Raw genomic sequence first — 18,697 nt, forward strand, 5'->3', positions numbered from 1 at the left:
TGTCTGTTTGGAAATTAAGACAGTCAAAAAAAGACGATGCACACACCGCCTAAGGAGGTGAGCATGCATCGTCTTACTCGGTGTCTGACAACTACATCCAGGTCAACAAGGAACTGTCGTAGCGAAGCTTTTCGGCACCGGACAAACAGGCTTGCATATTGTGCAGTGGCTCGGGCAGCGTTGGATCGAACTGATGCGCGAGAGCGAAATATTTTTGCGCCTCTTTTACGTCTGCCTGCTTTGCCATCAAACAGCCTAGCGCATTATAGATGACCGCTTTTAGCCCTGACTGTTCAGTCAGGTGTAGCACCTTTTGAAACTGGCTTATAGCCTCTGCGGGATCATCCAGTTGAAAATGCGCCATTCCCATATAGATGCGACTCTGCCAGCTGTCCGGAAAATGCTCCAGCACCTGCTCAAATTGCTGGATTGCCTCCGGGTACATAAGTAATCGATAATACCCCTGCCCCCGGTCAAATGCCGGTAGCTCCTTTTCAGGCAGCTCAGCGTCAGACATGTCGGCCTCTGCGGAAAAGCCGGCTGCACGCAGGCAAACCATTTTTTCCTCAAAGGCCAGCCACTCATCCATAATTCCGTCACTCATTCTCCGCAGCAGACTCCAGTGCTGTAGCAGCTCCTGTCTGCGGGGGCCCTGGGCTGATGGGTAATGCTTCACGATATCATCTAACATGCTGTTCATTTCTGCGAATACATGCTGGAACATGTGCATCCCGCCCTTACGAAAGATGGATTAATACACTCACATTTTTCGCTTAAAAGACGGGTTTCATCCGCATTCCCATTCATTACATGATCGTTGCGTGTACTTCCTTGCTCACCGTTTGGGCTGGTTTATTATGTTCATCCACAAATACCACAGTTGGTTTGTATGTTTTGGCCTCTTCATTTGACATGGAAGCATAGGAAATAATAATGACTGTATCACCGGGCTGGACCAGACGGGCTGCCGCACCGTTGAGACAAATCACGCCGCTCCCACGCGGTCCGGGGATCACATAGGTTTCCAGTCGAGCTCCATTGTTATTGTTTACAATTTGAACCTTTTCATTCTCCAGCAGATCTGATGTCTCCATTAAATCTTCATCTATGGTAATACTGCCCACATAGTTCAGGTTGGCTTCAGTAACCGTCGCGCGGTGAATTTTAGATTTCATCATGGTTCTAAACATGGGAAAGTACCTCCACTTTCTGTATTCTTATATTATCAATCAGTCGGGTATTCCCAAATTTTACGGCTAGTGCAACAATGACATCTTCTTGCACATCACATAGGCGCTGCTCAGGGCGAAGAGGCTCCAGGCCAGGAAATGTTAATATTTCAATGTAGTCAATATCTGCCAAAGGAGATGAGGAGATGGTCGACTCCACCATTTGATGTAACTGCTCAATCGTAATGGTGTTCTGTACAATATCTTCGCTCACTTCTTGCACCTTGCGCAGTGACTGGGACAGCACCAACGCCTGCTCACGCTGTTCCGCACTCAAATATACATTGCGGGAGCTAAGAGCCAAACCATCGGCCTCTCTTACGATAGGACAAGGTATGAGGGTCACATTCATATTGAGATCGGCCACCATTTGTTGAAGCACAGCAACCTGCTGCGCATCCTTCATTCCAAAGAAAGCCAAATCAGGACCTACCATGTTAAACAGCTTAGCTACCACTGTAGTTACACCATCAAAATGGCCAGGACGGGAAGCGCCGCACAAGCGGTCTGTCAGAGCGGATACGTGAATTTTAGTTTGAGTTGGCTGCGGATACATTTCTGCTACAGTCGGCAGAAATACAATATCCACGCCTTCACGTCGCGCTACTTCCAGATCACGCGCTTCATCGCGAGGATAGCTGTCCAGGTCTTCGGTAGGTCCAAATTGAATCGGATTTACGAAAATGCTAAGCACCACCGTATCTGCCATTTCACGCGCCTTTTGCATCAAGCTTGCGTGCCCTTCGTGCAGGTATCCCATGGTTGGTACAAAGCCGACTTTATGTTGTTGTAAAGAGGCAGAATCGTGTAAAGTTTTTGCTCCATTGGCTCCAAGTTGGCGACGTTCGGCAATAACTTTGCGAAGTTGAGCCACTTCTCTTACGATGATCATGACTGAGATTCCACCTTTTCCTTAGCTTGTTCCTGCGCTTGTCCTTTTGCCTGTCCGTACAAGGACTCCAGGGACTCCACAACACGGTCATCCGCGCTGAACACATGCTCTGCGGCCGGGAATGCCCGCCCTTTTACATCGCTCACATACTGCTCAATGCTGCTGCGGATCATGCCGCCTACATCTGCATAAGTTTTTACAAATCGTTTACTGAAATATGGCGATGCATATTGAATCAGATCGTGGTAAACGAGTACTTGACCGTCACAGCCACGTCCTGCACCGATTCCAATGGTTGGAATGGAAAGTTCTTTAGAGATCGCCGTTGCCACTTCCTCAGTCACCAATTCCAAGACAATACCAAAGGCACCCGCCTGCTCTAATGCCTTGGCATCTGCCATCAACCGGCGTGCGTCTGCTTCGTCCTTACCTTGAATGCGATAGCCGCCAATTTGATTAACCGATTGCGGAGTAAGCCCGATATGTCCCAGTACAGGCACACCTGCCTGAACAGTCGCTTTTACGACATCGGCAATCTCAGCTCCGCCCTCCAATTTAACAGCATGCGCATGTCCTTCCTGCATCAGACGGCGGATGCCTTGAAGACTTTCGGATATGCTGCTGTGATATGTCATAAAAGGCATGTCCGCTACGATAAATGTATGCTCAGCGCCTCTTGCGACTGTCCGGGAATGGTACACCATATCATCCAAGGTCACAGGGATGGTTGAATCGTAACCAAGAACTACGTTACCCAGCGAGTCACCCACGAGAATGATATCAATTCCCGCCTCCTCGGCTATTTTAGCCGACGGATAATCATAGGCGGTCAGCATACTGAGCGGAATGCCCTCTTGCTTCATTTTTTTCATTTTCACAATATTCAGTGCTTGTTTTCCTGCCATTGCGAATGGCTCCCTTCCATCTTTTTTTGGCACAAAAAATAACCTTTTATGAACGCCTGTACATCTGCGTCATCAAAAGGTCCGAACAGCCAAAAAAGACACTCATTTTGAGATCGTCCCTTCTGTCTCGGTCCTGTTCGGCTCAGAGCAGAATCCAACGTAACCTTCAAATGAAGTTATGATGGTCTTACAAACTTGCTAAAGTAGAGCAATGTGCCCTTGGAGTGCAGCTCGGACCGTCCGATGCCGCCTCCTGCACAGTATAACAAAAAACACCAGCTTTTTCACGTGAAGTTTTACACAGGAAACAGAAAGATTGTGGTCGTATACTCAGCTAGGGTCGCTTCTACAATTGTATATCCCCTGAAATAACCTGAATCCGCTCACCCTGATTCGTTTCTATTACGAGCGCTCCTGAAGGGTCCAAGCCAACCGCTGTACCTTCTACCGCTATCCCTTGTCCTGTATGTGCCCGTACGCTGCGGTTCATCGTCACAGATAATGCCTCCCACAGCATGGCTATTGGCTGGAACCCCTGCTCGGCATATAGCTTGCTTAGCAGCTCCATTTCTTCCAAAACAGCAGCAATCAGCGCAGTACGGTCAACTTCAAGCCCTGCCTCTATTTTCAAAGATGTCCCTACATGGGATAACTCTTCCGGATAATCTTCTACATTCAAATTAACGTCGATGCCAATGCCTGCAATGCAATAGCGAACCCTTTGATCCTCTGTTGCAGATTCCAACAGAATACCGGATACTTTGCGACCATGAATCAGCAGATCGTTTGGCCATTTAATGCCTGCCTCCACACCCGTCAGTCGGCGAATAGCCCTACACACCGCCACGCCTGTTAACAGGGTTAGTTGTGGTGTAAAGGCCAAGGGCTGGGTGGGGCGCAATACAATGCTCATCCAGATACCTTTGCTGCGAGGGGAATACCATTTCCGCCCCAGACGTCCCCGACCTGCCGTTTGTTCCTCCGCAAGCACTAACGTTCCCTCCGGCGCACCTTCTTCTGCCAAACGCATAGCATCCTGCTGGGTAGATACCGTTGAATCCAGAACGACGATACGCTGGCCAAACGATTGAGTATTCAACATATCTGCCAGTTTGGAGGCTTCCAGCCGATCTGGCTGAGAAATCAGCCGATACCCCCGACGTGAGGAGGCATCGATATTATAACCCAGTTCACGCAGTTTGTTGATCTGCTTCCATACCGCTGTACGACTAACCGACAGTCGTCGGCTAATTTCCTCCCCGGATACGTAATCGGATGAACCTTCCTCCAGTATGCCTAACAATCTTTCATGATTATTCACTACTCATCACCCGTTTCACTTCCTGAAGCAATGTTTCTGTTTCATTCGGGATATCTCCGCAAGCGACCGCTTGTAAAAGCCGTTCCATCATCTGGCCCAGCCAAGGTCCACCTGGTCGATTCATTGCCTGAACCAGTTCATTTCCAGTAATATTTAAATCTTTGATACGAACGACGACAGCCTGCTGTGTCCACGAGTTAGCCAGTTCGGCAATTTTCTTTACATGCTTTTCTACCCATGGCGGTAATCCACGGAACGAAGAAGGCAGTGTCTTATGAAGCTCCAACCAGTCTGAAGCTGTATCCTTTCCCAGCTTAATTAACAAGCGAATCCAGTTACGACGCAGCACCTCGTCGTTGATAGGGTCAGAATTTCTCGAAACAGAGTTGTCAGCTATGGCAACAGCATGGCTGATGAGTTCGGTCTCCCATTCCAATAAATGAACCAAACGCAAACGTACGGCGTTGGAGAAGGTCCAAGCTCTTAAAAGCTCGTCCGCTGCCTCGGAGCTAAGTCTACAAGACATAAGGAGCAAACCCCACCGCAGCTCTGCTGGCAGCTGCACGATCTCCTTGAGCGCTTGTGCGTCACATTGTTCCCAGGGAACCGGAACTTTTGTACAGCCGAGCAATCCGCTACGACCCAGCATCTCTAACCCACGTAATGGGTCAGGCCCCGCTAGCATCTTTTCTAACTCGACTCGTACCCGTTCCATGGCTATGTGTCGAAGTCCCTCTCTGCGACGGATCATACCTTTCCAGGTATTGTAGGCCACTCGGAACCGAAATACAGAGGCAAAACGGATGCAACGCAGCATTCGTAGCCCGTCCTCCTCAAAGCGTTCCTCGGCTCGTCCCACACAACGAACGAGAGCGGCTCGCAAATCAGCTTCCCCACCAAACGGGTCCACTCGCTCCCCATGTTCAGCCATCGCTATCGCGTTCATCGTGAAGTCCCGCCGCATCAGATCCTCACGGATGTCCTTCACAAAGGATACTTCCGTTGGACGGCGGTGATCGGTATAACCGCTTTCCGTACGAAAAGTGGTCACCTCGAATGCATGACCATCCTGCATGACCGTTACCGTCCCATGCTGGATTCCTGTCGGAATCACATGAGGGAACAGCGCTAAGACCTCTTCAGGCTCAGCCGAAGTGGTCAGATCCATATCATGAATAGCTCGTCCTAATAGCTCATCCCGCACACAGCCACCAACCCAATAAGCTTCGTGGCCAGCTGTGGTTAGTGTATGTATGACCTCTCTGCCGCGAAGAGCCATTTCTGGATCAGCATGTTGCCAAGTATTTGTATTCACAGGGTTTCCCCCTTTGCAAGTATTCAATAAAAAAACGGACGCGAGTCCGCCTCCTTAAACGCTGATCGGTTTAAGATCCGGCACCTCGCGTCCCAACACACGGTAATAGATTTCTTCATATTGACGGGTAATCAGCTCATCGCAGAATACGGTACGTGCGCGTGTCAGGCACGCTTCACGGAAACGTTCCGCCATCGCTTCATCGGAGAGCAGTTCTACTGCATAATCCGCCATCGCCTCGGTATTCCCGATTTCAGCAAGATACCCCGTACTTCCATGCACGACAAGTTCAGGTACTCCTCCTGCCTGGGAACCAATTGTTGGTACTCCACAGGCCATGGCTTCCAGTGCAACTAGACCAAAACTTTCTTTCTCCGAGGGAAGCAGCAGCACATCTGCCATAGAAATCACTTCTGCGATTTGATCCTGCTTACCCAAAAAGAAGACTTTGTCCTGCAAGCCTAAACTTTCGATTTTACAACGAATTTTTGGAAGATCCGGTCCTTCTCCCACCAACAGCAGCTTCGCAGGTATCTTTTGTTGCACTCTGTCGAATATATCCAGCACATCCCCCACCCTTTTGACAGGACGGAAATTGGAAATATGCATCATAATTTTTTCGTGCGGTTGGGCAAAATCTCTCCTAAGCGCAGCAGCATCTCGTGGATAATATACTCGTTTATCTACAAAGTTGTAAGTCAAATCAATAGGTCGTGTGATTTCCAACGCATCAATCGTCTCACGAATCAAATCCTTGGAGACCGCTGTCACAGCATCACTTTTGTTAATAGCCAGTCGAATCAGATCCTTTAATGATTCATCCTGTGCCAACACTGTAATGTCTGTACCGTGCAGGGTGGTCACCACTTTCAAATGATCGCCCACCATTTCCTTCGCCAAATAAGCGCATACTGCATGCGGGACAGCATAATGGACATGGAGTACATCCAAATTCTTCATTTGTGCCACCTGGGCCATTTTTGTCGCTAGCGACAAATCATATGGCGGATATCTAAACACATAATAATCGTTAACCTCAACTTCATGATAAAAAATATTCTTCTGGAACGCCCCGCCTAATCTGAACGGAATGCTATTGGCAATAAAATGGACCTCATGCCCTTTTTCTGCCAGCAACTTACCCAACTCAGTAGCCACAACGCCAGAGCCACCCAGCGACGGATAACAGGTAATCCCAATTTTCAGTTTGTCATTCAAGCTAAGCTGCCTCCTTCCGTCCATCCGTAATCACTCGTATGCCCATGTATTTCAGCATTCTACAACATGCGTAAGTATAAAATCCTTATGTGAATAGCTTAACCAGATGTGGCGTTTTGGACGCAAATCCTTCTGCATATGAAATCAGCTTACGTTGACCCAACAACGAGTCCCGAGCTTTTACACGTTCCACGTACCCCTGATTCAGTGGTGTGGATACCATATCCTTCCCAGGCGCTGCCTGAAATTGCGAAGCATAACTCAACAACGACTGCTCCTTGGCTTCATAATGCTCGGTAATGTCCACGATCAAGTCCGTTCTGCCGATGTCATTAATAAAATAAAAATATAATTGCTCTACCTGTACCGCAGGACTTTCTGGCATAAAACGTCTCAACTTGGCGTTAAACACAGCTTCCTCTACTAACTTGCTGCACATGACATGATCGGGATGCCGATCCTCCCAATAAGGAGCAAATACAACTTTTGGTGCATGGCGCCTGATTTCTGCTGTAACTGCAGCTACATGTTCAGGAGTTACATATAACCCACGATCAGGCAGACCCAAATTCGTCCGCACAGCAAGCCCAAGCACTTTCGAGGCGTGTTCAGCTTCTGCCATGCGAGTATCTACATCACCATTAGATGACATTTCAGCCCGTGTCAAATCGCACACCCCCACCTTTAACCCAGCGGCAGTATGCTTGGCAATCGTGCCTCCCATTCCTATTTCTGCATCGTCGGCATGGGCTCCGAAAATCAGGATGTCCAGCGTCATTTTACATCACCCTGCTGGTCAATGCCCGGTTTATATTTATGTACCAGCTCACGCCAAGCAAAATCGCCACGATCCAGCGCTTTAACCAGTATTTCAGCAGTTGCAACGTTGGTTGCCAAAGGAATCCCCTGTACATCACACAGACGTAATAATGCGCTAATGTCTGGCTCATGCGGCTGTGCCATGAGTGGATCACGCAAAAATATAATCAAGTCCATATCATTTTGCGCAACCATAGCCCCGATTTGCTGATCTCCACCAAGCGGCCCAGACATGAAGCGGTGAATTTGAAGCTTGGTTTGCTCCATAATGCGCTGACCTGTTGTACCTGTTGAATATAATTGGTGATCTGTAAAAACATGCTCATATGCCGTTATAAAATTAACCATTTCATCCTTTTTGCGATCATGCGCTATAAATGCAATCTTTAACATTCCAAACTCCTCCTGCCTCATTCTATAATTCCATTCATCAATTCATTCGTATATTCTTAATCGATGTAATGCTCAAAACCATATACAAGCCCCGGGTGCTCCATTACCTTCTGGATACCGATTTTAACACCAGGCATATAACCAGCTCGTTCATAGGAGTCCTGACGAATTTTCAGAGATTGTCCAAATCCTCCAAATACGACTTCTTGCTGTGCGAACACACCGGGAAGACGAACACTGTGAATGCGGAAGCCTTGATAGTAACCGCCACGCGATCCTTCTAGCGTTTCTTCCTCTTCCGGGTTGCCTTGTCGTAGCTCCTCACGCTGCTCAGCGATCAGTTCTGCAGTCTTAATGGCTGTGCCTGATGGCGCGTCCAATTTTTGGTCACCATGATATTCGATGATTTCCAGATGCGGGAAATATTTCGCAGCCTGAGCCGCAAACCGCATCATCAAAATGACTCCGATCGAAAAGTTAGGCGCAATCAGACCCCCAATTTGTTGCTCACGACACTGCTTGTCCAGTTCATCAATTTGTTCAGGAGTAAACCCTGTCGTACCGATAACCGGACGAACTCCATGCTTAATAGCAAGCGCTGTATGTGCGTACGCGAAGCGCGGCCCCGTAAAGTCGACCATGACATCTGCTCGGCTCTCCAGTAAAGCCTGCTCTACATCCTCCATAATAGCGATACCAGCTTCCGGTAGTCCGACGAGAAGGCCGGCATCACTGCCGGCGTGTGTTCTGTTCACTGCGGCTACAAGCTGTAGTTCCTCATCCTGAAGAACCAATTTGACCACCTCACGGCCCATACGCCCTGCTGCTCCAACGACAGCCACTTTTATTGGTTCTGACATATCCCTACAACTCCTTATGCATCCATTTGTGCTAGATTTGTTCATTCATCTGCTGGCATAATTTCTTCATGAGGTTGGCAAGCTGCACATTGTGAGGAAACAGCGCTGCCGCCTCACGAGCAGCCTGCACAGCCAGCTTATATTCATTCAATTCGTCATAAATCAATGCGAGCAGCAAAAATGCGTCACCACATAGCGGATCAAGAGAAATTGCCCGTTCGAGCAGCAAAATCGCATCCTGGTGCATCTGTGGCGTAGCTCTGTCGACCTCCATCATTTTTCTGGCCTTGTCTGTATACTGCCTGGCTTCCTGCGCATGCAGATGGAGAACATATTCATCCTGATGTGGCGCGAGACGAACCGCATGCTCTGCATATGCGAGGGCCTGCTCCAAGCGTCCACTGCGAGCGTAGGTAACCGAGCAACGGAAATAATGCTCCGCATGATCAGGCTGGGCTGAAATCGCTTTTTCAAACCACTCCACCGCCTGCTCAAAATCGTTCTGCAAAATGCACTGATAAGCTTTCTGAACGTATTCCTCCGCCTTCATGACACTGCACCTCCGGGTAACCGGTTTGGTACAGCATATGTACAAAATGCCTAATCGGTGTCCTTTTTGGTCCAGCGATTCGCATCACGCGTGTTAAATTTATGCATAACCTTATCATGTGCCTCGGTCAAATTGATACCTAATGAGTTCGCAAAGCAAACTGTGATGAACAAGATGTCCCCCAGCTCCAGCTCAATGGAATTGTCCGCCTCATCCGTTTTTTTCGGCTTCTCACCAAAGGAGTGATTGACCTCCCTTGCCAGTTCACCGACTTCCTCGGACATCCGGGCCAACATGGCCAGAGGGCTGAAATACCCTTCTTTAAATTGAGAGATATACTGGTCTACCTCACGTTGAATTTCATCTAACGATTTTTCCATGAAACACGCAATCCCCCCATGTGCAGGTTTATTCATATGTTATCGTAAAGCACATTTTAAAACAAATTTTTTTTAATTGTGAACTTACGATGCCAACTTACAGTCATCTGTCTTTTAAAGCTGCCGCAAAAAGGTATACTAAACATAAGGGCCTGCGATTTAGCAAAAATTTGCATTCAGTCGCTCATCCTTAAACTGCTACTGTGAGGGATCTTATGAAAATATCCAAGTCCATGGAACAGCTTAAATTGATCTTGCCCATCGTATTCGGCACCGCCATCTATGCATTCGGTCTGCTTTATTTTATTATACCCAGTAAACTGATGGAAGGCGGTATCACAGGGATCACCCTGCTGTTAAATTATGCTTTTTCGATTTCACCTTCTCTCTCCACTTTGTTTCTGAACATTCCATTATTTTTAATTGGATGGAAAATGCTTGGGGGCAAGCAGATTATATATACGGGGGTCGGTATTGGGTCGCTCACATTCTTTCTGTGGTTGTTTGAAAAAATGATTCATTTCGGATGGATGGGGACGTTTCAGACTGAACACGATTTTATACTTTCTTCATTATATGCGGGGGTTACGCTGGGGGCCGGGTTAGGTATTGTGTTCCGCTTTGGCGGCACTACTGGCGGCTCGGATATTATCGCTCGTATTTTAAACCGGAAGTTTGGCTGGAGTATGGGAAGGATTATGCTGGTCATTGATATTGTCATCATCGGCGCTTCACTACTTTACATACCCAAAGAAAAAATTCTATATACATTAGTCGCTGTGTTCATTGCGTCCAAAATTATTGATTTTATACAAGAGGGGGCTTATTCCGCCAGAGCTTTTATGATTATCAGCGACCACACGATGGACATTGCAGATATTATTACCAGGGACATGGATCGCGGAGTTACGATTATTCCGGCTGTAGGTGCATTTTCCAAACAGGCCAAGCATGTTGCCTATTGTGTCGTGTCCCGTCAGGAAATACGGCGACTGCATCAAATTGTTAAATCAGTTGATCCACGGGCGTTTATTATCATTCAGGATGTGCATGATGTGCATGGCGAAGGGTTCAAAGAGGAATAGCCCGGTAATCCGGGCAATGGGCTGACATATATGGATGGATCCACAGCCAACGATGCGAATGTTCAAACTTTCATCGTCACCCAATGAAACCAGCCCGATATTTACGATAACCTGCGTAAGCCAGCGCCAGCAGGACAATCATGCCGATGGCCCATTCAGCCCGGCGCTCACTCTCACGCGGGATAAATGGCGCCAGTGCGGTAGCGTCTTTCTCACGTCCAAACAAGGCATTAAACGTCGGGTTGCCTTGGTCCAATGCTCCTCTAATCGCTGAGGCATCTGCATTTTGCTGATCTCCCAATCCTTTGACGTAGGAAATCCAGGAATCAGTCCGCACGACCTCGGTTGTTCTGCCATGGATCAATGCTGCTGTACGAATCGTTTCATAGTGGTCTTCCAGCACTTCGGTACCAGCTTTGAATCCCTTCATGTTCCCTTTAGCAAACTGGTTATTCAAGCCGCTAACATCTTCTCTTAAAATCTTATAATACTGCTGCCATAAGGGCTGGCGCGGGTGCGCAAGCGCATCTGTCGCAAGCCGTAAATTCGCAGCTGCCTTCACCCATTCATCCGGTGATGCTTGAACCGACTGTGTAGCTTGCTGCACCTCCAGAATGCTGCCGGATAGAGCATGAATGGCCTCTACAGATAGCGCTGCCTGCACCTGTCCAGTGCTGAACCATCTGCTCACCTCGGCTACATCCGCGCGTGCTTTTTCAATATTCCCGTCCATTACGTTACGGTACAGTGTTGCAGCTGCATGATCCAGTTCTTCAATTTCCTTGGTATTACCTTCGGGTTTTGACTGATCGCGCGCTTCTGCCATACCTGGAGGGACGTAGACGGACAGCAGCAGGACCATGGATAACACAATACTCAAAACCACACGTAACGTAATACGAACCCCCCGACCCCTAATCATGGGACATCCCTCCTCACCTTACTGTATGGCAAGGTTAACGGGACTAGAACTGGCTTTAGGTGAAACGTTAGAAACCGGCTATGCTCTGGACAAAATAGGAAACATGAGTGGATTTTCATTACATCTGTTGGGATGCTTAGTCATATAAAACAGCGTAGTATCTTCCTGCTTCAGCACAGAAATTTCGCAGACATCCTGTTCTTTTGGTGTAAAGCCAAAAACAACCTTTTTCGTATCTTTTTTCATGACTGCCGCTAGAATTTCATCTAAAGGAATGTCGCCCGCTCCAAAAATATCGTAACAATTCATCGTATCCCCTTCGAAATCTGCAACAACAATCGTCTCGTATTGAGGTATGTGCCAAAACTTGTCTTTAAAAAATAAGGTACTATAAAATAAAACCAACCACTCATTGTTTTCCGCAGAAAAAAGTGAATACGGATTGAAGTAGCACTCTTCATCTTCAACAACTGCAAATCCGGCAGTTCTTCCGCATTTAATTTATCAATCTTTATGTTCAGGTTGCTGGTAGGTGCCTTCCGGCTATATTGATACTCGGTTGCCGAAGCGAAGCCGAATTTAGGATAAAAATCCTTCACACTATCATTTCCAAACAGATAGATACCATCGCAATTGCCATGCCAATCTTTCAGCGCTTGCTCTACTAAAAACCGACTCAAACCTTGATTCCTGTAGTTTGCATCCGTCATTACAGTCCCGATCTGAATATATTTTTTCTTCTCGCCTGATACATCAAAATCCATTAGACTTACAGATACATTGGCCACAACACAATCCTCATCCAAAAGGACATAAGGAATATATCTATCCTCCCAATCCCCCAATTGAAACCAGGCTTCAAAATCAAAGCCAAAACTCTGTTTTGCTAATTCATTAAAACTTGTTTTTATTTTGTGATCATCACGGATGCCCTTTTGGAATACATATTCCTCCTGATTTATAACTATTTGCATCTCTATTTCTCCATTCAAAAGACTCAAGCTATATCACGATAAGAAGATACCTTTCGATTGCGCGCCAGCATGGCAAGCCATGCCGCTACAATACTAGCAAGGGTCAGCATGTAGGTAAAGACACATACTTGCGGTACATCATCCGTTAGTGTTCTGGGAAGATAAGGGTATATGCCAAAGGTATAATCCATCGTATCATTTAACAAGGTCCACAGTGCGGCTAAGCATAAAGCAATCCATTTGCAGCTAAAAAAACGTACAAACAGTAACGCTTCGACCGCCATTGCCGTGTGAGATGCTATCAGCATCCAATCCTGCCATACCATAGTTCCCCCCTGCGCAACTCCCCACAAAATAATAGCCGAAGCCCAAATGCCATACTTTACACTCGTGACGACAGCCAACGCCTCCATAATCTGGCGAAAGATCTTCAAGCTCTTGAACCGCGGAGGATAGAGCAAAAAGGCTATGGAAATTGTAAAAAATAGGCTGGCTGTCGGACTATCAGGCACAAATACAATCTGCCACATCGGGTGATAATTCAGTGTATATTCCAGCTGTCCTCCATACCATATGTATCCATACACCGTTCCAACTAAATTACACCAGAACAGCAGCCACAAAAAGGGCCGGCTCGTCAAGAACGACCGGCTCCACAAATAAGATAACGACACGCCCTTCATCCTCCGTTCATACGACAGATACCTTGCACAGGCACTATCTTACAAAGACTATATCATATCCAAGCGTATCAAAAAAACCTGACCGCCGTTACGGGTCAGGTTTGATGATATAATCTCAAACTGGCGCTTGGTCATTTATGACCAACTTAAGCTTACCAAAAGCGTTCTAACTCATTGCTTTCAGCTCATCCGTAAGATGACGAAAAGCTACTTCATCTCCGGAGGCTAACGCCTCATCAATATCCTTGTAAAGTTTTTCACTCCGGTGTTTACGTAATGCCTCGTCCAAAACCATTTCAGCAGACAGGCCCAACATTACCTCATAAGTAACCTTCATTTTATCCATAGGATGCACCTCCAACATGAGTTTAAGAGATCCTATATTCTTTTCCTTTCGCCACATAGCTGAGTGTCGTTCGTGACATCCGCTGCAAATCTGCATCTGTCAATTCGCGCACCACTTTGGCAGGTGTACCGATAGAAAGAGTATAGGGTGGTATTTTGGTATTTTCCGTAACGACCGACCCTGCTCCTATTAAAGCATATTCACCAAGCTCCGCTCCGTTGAGTACAATGGCCCCCATACCAATTAAAGTGCCTTTGCCTATCGTACAACCGTGGATAATGGCAGCATGTCCTACCGAAACATCATTCGCCAGCAGCAGGGGCTGATCCGTGTTCACATGTCCCACGACGCCGTCCTGAATATTGCAGCGTTCACCGATGATGATAGGCGCCATATCCCCGCGCAGTACGGCATTAAACCATACGGAGGACTCTTGGCCGATCGTTACTTTTCCGACAATTTTTGCTCCTTCTGCCACATAGACAGATGAATGGAGCTGTGGCATGTTTCCGTTGTAGTGAATGAGCATCAACTTCACCCTCTCATATTTTGGGTGAAATTCTATCAACATGTGTACTGCTTGTCAATGGAGCCGTATACCCGAGTCGTTTCGCCCAAGGCGGCACTCTCCCGCCAACTTCTGCCCCCAGGCCGTCATTTGTACAGAAGGTCCTGTTGAATGCTCACCTTGTCGAAGCATACCCAAGTGAAGCATCATTCGTATAATCCTCTGATCAAAGACCGAACGGGGGGTATCATAGTAAAACGGTCGGATCAGTGGACCAATATGCACAAAAAGCGACTCCGAGGATGTCCATGGCCTGGCACATTCTCCAATCCAATAGACTAGTGAAAGCAGATTGGGTACGGCTCCTTTATACAATCTTAACCAAAACCTGAATAGCTGTATCATTTCATCCTCAATTGCAATTTCCTGTTGTGCCTCCCCTTTTGCGGTCAGCTCAACCTGGTCTCCCTTCTCCTCAATATACTTGGAGTGACGGGCGTAATCGTACAGTAATGCCATTCGATCCGGATAAAACTTAAAAGAGGAACCATAGCCAAAACGCCATCCTCCTTTACCCAACAACGGCTCCGCAATGTGCAAATGCTCCATTAGCTGCTGCTGATTGCGACGGTACCAAGCTCCCTCAGGATTAAGCAGAACCTCATGCTGTCTCATATATTGAAGGAAAAGCCGTAAATCCTCCGCCAGTAGATGACCTTCATCCCGGTACGACGACGGCTCGCTTACCCGGGTCATCCCGTTTTGAAAATCATGTACCATAACACGCCGGAAGCGCTCTTTCATATCCGACGGAATTTGGTACAAATACCTCGTATTGTGCGTCGAACCGTTGAACAACCAGCCGCTAGAACGCAGACGGGTCACAATATCTCGTGGTCGCTCATCGGCATCTCCGTCATTCTCAACCGACTGTTTGGCAATCGCAATCAATTCCTCCATACTGAAATAAGGTCGGTCATCGAACAATAGCGCGTTCAAAAACCTTACCTCTGACAACCTCAGCTCCTTGACCTGAGTCTCAAAGAAACTACTACTACCGAGCTTTGTCAAAATCCCTTGGATCAACTCATGCTTGGAATTAGGTTTGCAGTCACAATCGTAATACACTGCGATTCTGTTCAAATGCACAATATCCGCAAATGTCAGCATATCCGCCAGATTCATTGTTCCATCGCCTCGTCACTGGACTGTCATCCGGAAATGATTCTTACCTGTTGTACCCACAGCTTTGACGGAATCTTCAGACTCTAAACCTCTTTTTTGGCAAAGGTATAATTAAAAAAACAAAAAGACCACGACTCTATGATGAATAGAAGCCGTGGTCTTTCACAAATTATTTAAGTTGCAGTTACTTTTTCTCTTGCAAATGCTTTGTACAATTATACAAAAGCGGTTCCCAGTCCGCATCCTCACGCTGGAGTACACTTAGTGACAAATTGCCAATACGTTCCGTGAATTTTTCCTGATACAGAGCCTTATACAAATTAGCCAAAAAACCGCCGTGGGAAACGACCAGCAGATTCTTGTCCCGATTTTCCGTCCAAAGAGCCTCCATAAAAGCTAGCGCGCGAAGCTGAAGATCTGCATCGCTCTCCTGCCCCAAATCCAGCAGATGCCAGTCAACTCCCCACTTTTCTTCGCGTTCGGCCTGCGTCATCCCCTCGACCTGACCATAAGCACGCTCTCTTAGTCGATCATCAGGTTCCAGCAACGGCAAATGCAGAGCAGAGGCAATAATATCCCCCGTTTCTTTCGCTCTGGAGAGGCTACTTGTAATAAGCCCGTCCCAATGATAAGACTCTTCCTTCAATCGTTCTGCCAGCAAGCGTGCCTGCCGACGCCCTTCCTCATTCAACGGAATATCACTGTGGCCCTGGATTTTACCTACCGCATTCCAATCCGTCAATCCATGTCTGATCAAGCCAATAAACATTGTGTTAGTCCCCCGCTGTTGTGTTATTCAGGCATTATAATGAATTTTATATGGAGCCCATCTGCCAGCTAATTTCTAACTCTTCTCGTCCGATGGATCCAGCCCAGAGAAAATAAAGCAAGCGCAAGTGCCAATACAGACAGCAACATCCAGTATTGCGGGTAAGTAGGAACAATGCTTGCAACCAGCGGATCCATAATGCCACTGTTCACATCTTTAATGTGGTATTGATACTGTGGAGATGTACTTGTAGTTTCCAGCAGGCCTGTCGGTAAAATACCCGTGTCCATGACAGGAGCCGCTTGGGGGGGATTTTCCTGAGAGGAACTTCCATTCCAGTTCAAAAATAAAAAGCTGCACAAGAATACGGCCAAGAAGCCGGCGATCCATACAGACATATACTTACGGGTTGCTGGGTTCACTCGCGCACGTCGATGCTCGCCCGGAACAAGCCACGGTGATTCTTCATAAATTCGATCCATGACTCTACGATTCATTGCCTCTAGCTTATCATCTGTTATTTCAAAGGAAATATCACGAATAGCTGATCGACTTTCTTTTGACAAATTCCAATCATTCTCTTCCGAACCATGCTCCCACCCGGCAGACGAGCTTTTGGCCCGTCTGCGCTCCGAGTCTTGTTTCGATACATTTTTGCCTGTAGCGAACAAATCCTCAGCGTCCCTGGATTTCATTGGCTGCTCATCCCTTCGTTTTCCTCATAGAGAGGCTCAAAAAAATAAGGCTCCAACTGCGTCTTCACACTGGTTCTTGCCCGGAAAAGCAATGACTTCACCGCACTGACCGTCTGTCCTAAAATAGTCGCAATCTCTTGATAATCCAATTGCTCATATTCACGCAAAATCAGCGCAGATCGCTGCTTCTCAGGCAATCTGTTGATTGCTTCACGAACCATCTCTACCTTCTCACCGCGAAGAACAGCCTGCTCCGGAATCACATCCGATGGAGCTACCGGTACATAACCGCTCTCTTCCAATGGAACCTGACCACTACGGTGCTTGCGAAGCTCGCTTAGCACCGTATTGCGTGCAATTGTATATAGCCAAGTGGAGAACGATGCATCTACCTCGCGAAAAGAATGCAGGCTCCGATACGCTTTATAAAACGTCTCCGAGCATAAGTCTTCAGCAATCATTTCCAGGTTCGAACTTTTCAGCATATGATAAACAAAAGCTAAAATTTTACGTTGGTGTCGCCTCATTAATTCTGAATAAACCTCGACATTACCTTGTTTGATTTCCTGAATCATCTGGGAATCTGTCATCATCCGAGTGAGACCCTCCTCGCCCATACATGTGCTGTTTTCCCGTTCGATTCTGTCTATATATACCGAACAGGTCAAAAAAAGTTGCGCCCTCTGCGCAAATGGATGAAGACGTACATCCAGCATAATAAAATTACCATGTGCCGGGAAAGACTCCAGCCCCAGACGTTTCAACTCATTTTGCAAATAAGCTCTACCCTCTGCATTACGATCTCGGCATTCCTGAACAAATTCCTGATCTTCCAAGGCAGCAATGGCCGCAGCCTGCGCTACCCGTGAGGTATTAAATGGCTCCCGAACCTGATTGATCAAGCGAATGGTTGACTCGGCCCCCATACCATATCCGATACGTAGCGAAGCCAGACCATAGATTTTGGAGAAGGTACGTAGTACAACCAAATTTTCATAAGCTGACAACAAGCGAATGCCGTCTGGATACGAACGATCTATTACAAACTCAGCGTAGGCTTCATCCAGCACCACCATGATATGCTTGGGTACTTGGTTCAGAAACGCTATCAACTCGGCTTCGGGTACAATCGTTCCTGTTGGGTTATTTGGATTACAGATCCAAATAATTTTTGTACGGTCATTGATATGAGATAGCATGGCATCCAAATCATGTACACCGTCACGCAAAGGCACCTCAACTGCAACTGCTCCCTCAATTTCCACGTTACTTTTATATACGGAAAATGTCTGATCAGCCATGATGCTTTCTTCCCCTGGAAGGAGAAATGCACGCGTTATCAACGCAATAATTTCGTCAGAGCCACAGCCATAGATAAACTGTTCTTCTTTTAAACCCGTCCGTTTAGCTAGTGCTTGTGTCAGAGCAACTGCACTTCCGTCAGGATACACACTGATGTTAGCAAACTCCTGCTGAATGGCTTGCAACACTTTAGGAGAACTGCCATACGGATTCTCGTTTGAGGCGAGCTTGATTACTTCATCGAGTCCCAGCTCACGTTTCACATCCTCAATCGGTTTACCGGGCTGATATACTGGCAAATGTACAATATGCGGTTTAGGTTGCATGCCCCTACCTCCTCTATCCA

23 protein-coding genes and 1 pseudogene are annotated in these 18,697 nt (G+C 47.1%); 1 reads left to right on the forward strand and 23 read right to left on the reverse strand.

The window, feature by feature from the left end:
* Positions 1 to 91: 91 nt before the first annotated feature.
* From KSP24_RS07115 to KSP24_RS07170, 12 genes are all read right to left on the reverse strand, one after another.
* The gene (locus KSP24_RS07115; RefSeq protein WP_216974797.1) at positions 92 to 724 is read right to left on the reverse strand and encodes a tetratricopeptide repeat protein; all 633 of its coding nucleotides are present in this window, start codon (positions 722 to 724) and stop codon (positions 92 to 94) included.
* 82 nt (positions 725 to 806) lie between these two features.
* Positions 807 to 1,190, reverse strand: coding sequence for an aspartate 1-decarboxylase (gene panD / locus KSP24_RS07120; RefSeq protein ID WP_216974798.1), 384 nt, complete (start codon positions 1,188 to 1,190; stop codon positions 807 to 809).
* Positions 1,183 to 2,121: a pantoate--beta-alanine ligase gene (panC, locus tag KSP24_RS07125; RefSeq protein WP_216974799.1), complete on the reverse strand. Its 939-nt coding sequence runs from the start codon at positions 2,119 to 2,121 to the stop codon at positions 1,183 to 1,185. Before panC ends, panD begins: the two co-directional genes overlap by 8 nt.
* The gene (gene panB, locus KSP24_RS07130) at positions 2,118 to 3,026 is read right to left on the reverse strand and encodes a 3-methyl-2-oxobutanoate hydroxymethyltransferase (protein WP_025678540.1); all 909 of its coding nucleotides are present in this window, start codon (positions 3,024 to 3,026) and stop codon (positions 2,118 to 2,120) included. The genes panC and panB overlap by 4 nt, the downstream gene beginning before the upstream one ends.
* A gap of 346 nt (positions 3,027 to 3,372) precedes the next feature.
* Positions 3,373 to 4,347: a biotin--[acetyl-CoA-carboxylase] ligase gene (locus KSP24_RS07135; RefSeq protein WP_216974800.1), complete on the reverse strand. Its 975-nt coding sequence runs from the start codon at positions 4,345 to 4,347 to the stop codon at positions 3,373 to 3,375.
* Complete coding sequence (locus tag KSP24_RS07140; protein ID WP_137078758.1) at positions 4,340 to 5,662, reverse strand: CCA tRNA nucleotidyltransferase; 1,323 nt, start codon at positions 5,660 to 5,662, stop codon at positions 4,340 to 4,342. Before KSP24_RS07140 ends, KSP24_RS07135 begins: the two co-directional genes overlap by 8 nt.
* Before the next feature lie 54 nt (positions 5,663 to 5,716).
* A complete protein-coding gene (gene bshA / locus KSP24_RS07145) occupies positions 5,717 to 6,880 on the reverse strand; it encodes an N-acetyl-alpha-D-glucosaminyl L-malate synthase BshA (protein ID WP_013371646.1) in 1,164 nt (387 codons plus the stop codon).
* A gap of 85 nt (positions 6,881 to 6,965) precedes the next feature.
* Positions 6,966 to 7,658: a bacillithiol biosynthesis deacetylase BshB1 gene (gene bshB1 / locus KSP24_RS07150; protein ID WP_216974801.1), complete on the reverse strand. Its 693-nt coding sequence runs from the start codon at positions 7,656 to 7,658 to the stop codon at positions 6,966 to 6,968.
* The gene (gene mgsA / locus KSP24_RS07155) at positions 7,655 to 8,092 is read right to left on the reverse strand and encodes a methylglyoxal synthase (RefSeq protein WP_013371648.1); all 438 of its coding nucleotides are present in this window, start codon (positions 8,090 to 8,092) and stop codon (positions 7,655 to 7,657) included. Before mgsA ends, bshB1 begins: the two co-directional genes overlap by 4 nt.
* Before the next feature lie 56 nt (positions 8,093 to 8,148).
* A complete protein-coding gene (dapB, locus tag KSP24_RS07160) occupies positions 8,149 to 8,952 on the reverse strand; it encodes a 4-hydroxy-tetrahydrodipicolinate reductase (protein WP_013371649.1) in 804 nt (267 codons plus the stop codon).
* A 31-nt stretch (positions 8,953 to 8,983) separates the two neighbouring features.
* Positions 8,984 to 9,502, reverse strand: a complete 519-nt coding sequence (locus KSP24_RS07165; protein WP_216974802.1) for a tetratricopeptide repeat protein — start codon at positions 9,500 to 9,502, stop codon at positions 8,984 to 8,986.
* A gap of 50 nt (positions 9,503 to 9,552) precedes the next feature.
* Complete coding sequence (locus KSP24_RS07170; protein ID WP_007430805.1) at positions 9,553 to 9,882, reverse strand: nucleotide pyrophosphohydrolase; 330 nt, start codon at positions 9,880 to 9,882, stop codon at positions 9,553 to 9,555.
* A 215-nt stretch (positions 9,883 to 10,097) separates the two neighbouring features.
* On the opposite strand from KSP24_RS07170, the gene KSP24_RS07175 reads away from it, so the two are divergent.
* The gene (locus KSP24_RS07175) at positions 10,098 to 10,967 is read left to right on the forward strand and encodes a YitT family protein (protein WP_013371651.1); all 870 of its coding nucleotides are present in this window, start codon (positions 10,098 to 10,100) and stop codon (positions 10,965 to 10,967) included.
* A 76-nt stretch (positions 10,968 to 11,043) separates the two neighbouring features.
* Here KSP24_RS07175 and KSP24_RS07180 read toward each other — a convergent pair whose 3' ends face one another.
* The 11 genes and pseudogenes from KSP24_RS07180 to hisC form a co-directional block, all read right to left on the reverse strand.
* On the reverse strand, positions 11,044 to 11,889 hold the full coding sequence (locus tag KSP24_RS07180; protein WP_216974803.1) for a sporulation protein YpjB: 846 nt from the start codon (positions 11,887 to 11,889) through the stop codon (positions 11,044 to 11,046).
* 78 nt (positions 11,890 to 11,967) lie between these two features.
* Positions 11,968 to 12,198, reverse strand: a complete 231-nt coding sequence (locus KSP24_RS25215; RefSeq protein WP_254207662.1) for a hypothetical protein — start codon at positions 12,196 to 12,198, stop codon at positions 11,968 to 11,970.
* Positions 12,195 to 12,863, reverse strand: coding sequence for a GNAT family N-acetyltransferase (locus KSP24_RS07185; protein WP_254207663.1), 669 nt, complete (start codon positions 12,861 to 12,863; stop codon positions 12,195 to 12,197). The genes KSP24_RS25215 and KSP24_RS07185 overlap by 4 nt, the downstream gene beginning before the upstream one ends.
* A 23-nt stretch (positions 12,864 to 12,886) precedes the next feature.
* A complete protein-coding gene (locus KSP24_RS07190; protein WP_216974804.1) occupies positions 12,887 to 13,537 on the reverse strand; it encodes a DUF1405 domain-containing protein in 651 nt (216 codons plus the stop codon).
* A 175-nt stretch (positions 13,538 to 13,712) separates the two neighbouring features.
* Positions 13,713 to 13,892, reverse strand: coding sequence for an IDEAL domain-containing protein (locus KSP24_RS07195; RefSeq protein ID WP_013371655.1), 180 nt, complete (start codon positions 13,890 to 13,892; stop codon positions 13,713 to 13,715).
* 22 nt (positions 13,893 to 13,914) lie between these two features.
* Complete coding sequence (locus KSP24_RS07200; protein ID WP_058829726.1) at positions 13,915 to 14,421, reverse strand: gamma carbonic anhydrase family protein; 507 nt, start codon at positions 14,419 to 14,421, stop codon at positions 13,915 to 13,917.
* A 54-nt stretch (positions 14,422 to 14,475) separates the two neighbouring features.
* The gene (locus KSP24_RS07205) at positions 14,476 to 15,585 is read right to left on the reverse strand and encodes a hypothetical protein (RefSeq protein WP_216974805.1); all 1,110 of its coding nucleotides are present in this window, start codon (positions 15,583 to 15,585) and stop codon (positions 14,476 to 14,478) included.
* A gap of 184 nt (positions 15,586 to 15,769) precedes the next feature.
* Positions 15,770 to 16,354, reverse strand: coding sequence for a histidine phosphatase family protein (locus KSP24_RS07210; protein ID WP_216974806.1), 585 nt, complete (start codon positions 16,352 to 16,354; stop codon positions 15,770 to 15,772).
* A gap of 68 nt (positions 16,355 to 16,422) precedes the next feature.
* On the reverse strand, positions 16,423 to 17,049 hold the full coding sequence (locus KSP24_RS07215; protein WP_216974807.1) for an anti-sigma factor: 627 nt from the start codon (positions 17,047 to 17,049) through the stop codon (positions 16,423 to 16,425).
* Positions 17,046 to 17,642 (reverse strand): RNA polymerase sigma factor, encoded by a 597-nt coding sequence (locus tag KSP24_RS07220; protein WP_013310707.1) that lies wholly within the window; start codon positions 17,640 to 17,642, stop codon positions 17,046 to 17,048. Before KSP24_RS07220 ends, KSP24_RS07215 begins: the two co-directional genes overlap by 4 nt.
* Positions 17,643 to 17,750: 108 nt before the next feature.
* Positions 17,751 to 18,677: pseudogene (gene hisC, locus KSP24_RS07225) on the reverse strand (histidinol-phosphate transaminase); the annotation flags it as partial.
* Positions 18,678 to 18,697 lie beyond the last annotated feature (20 nt).

Origin of the sequence: Paenibacillus sp. AK121, from assembly GCF_019042715.1 — a bacterium.
Classification (GTDB): Bacteria; Bacillota; Bacilli; order Paenibacillales; family Paenibacillaceae; genus Paenibacillus; species Paenibacillus polymyxa_C.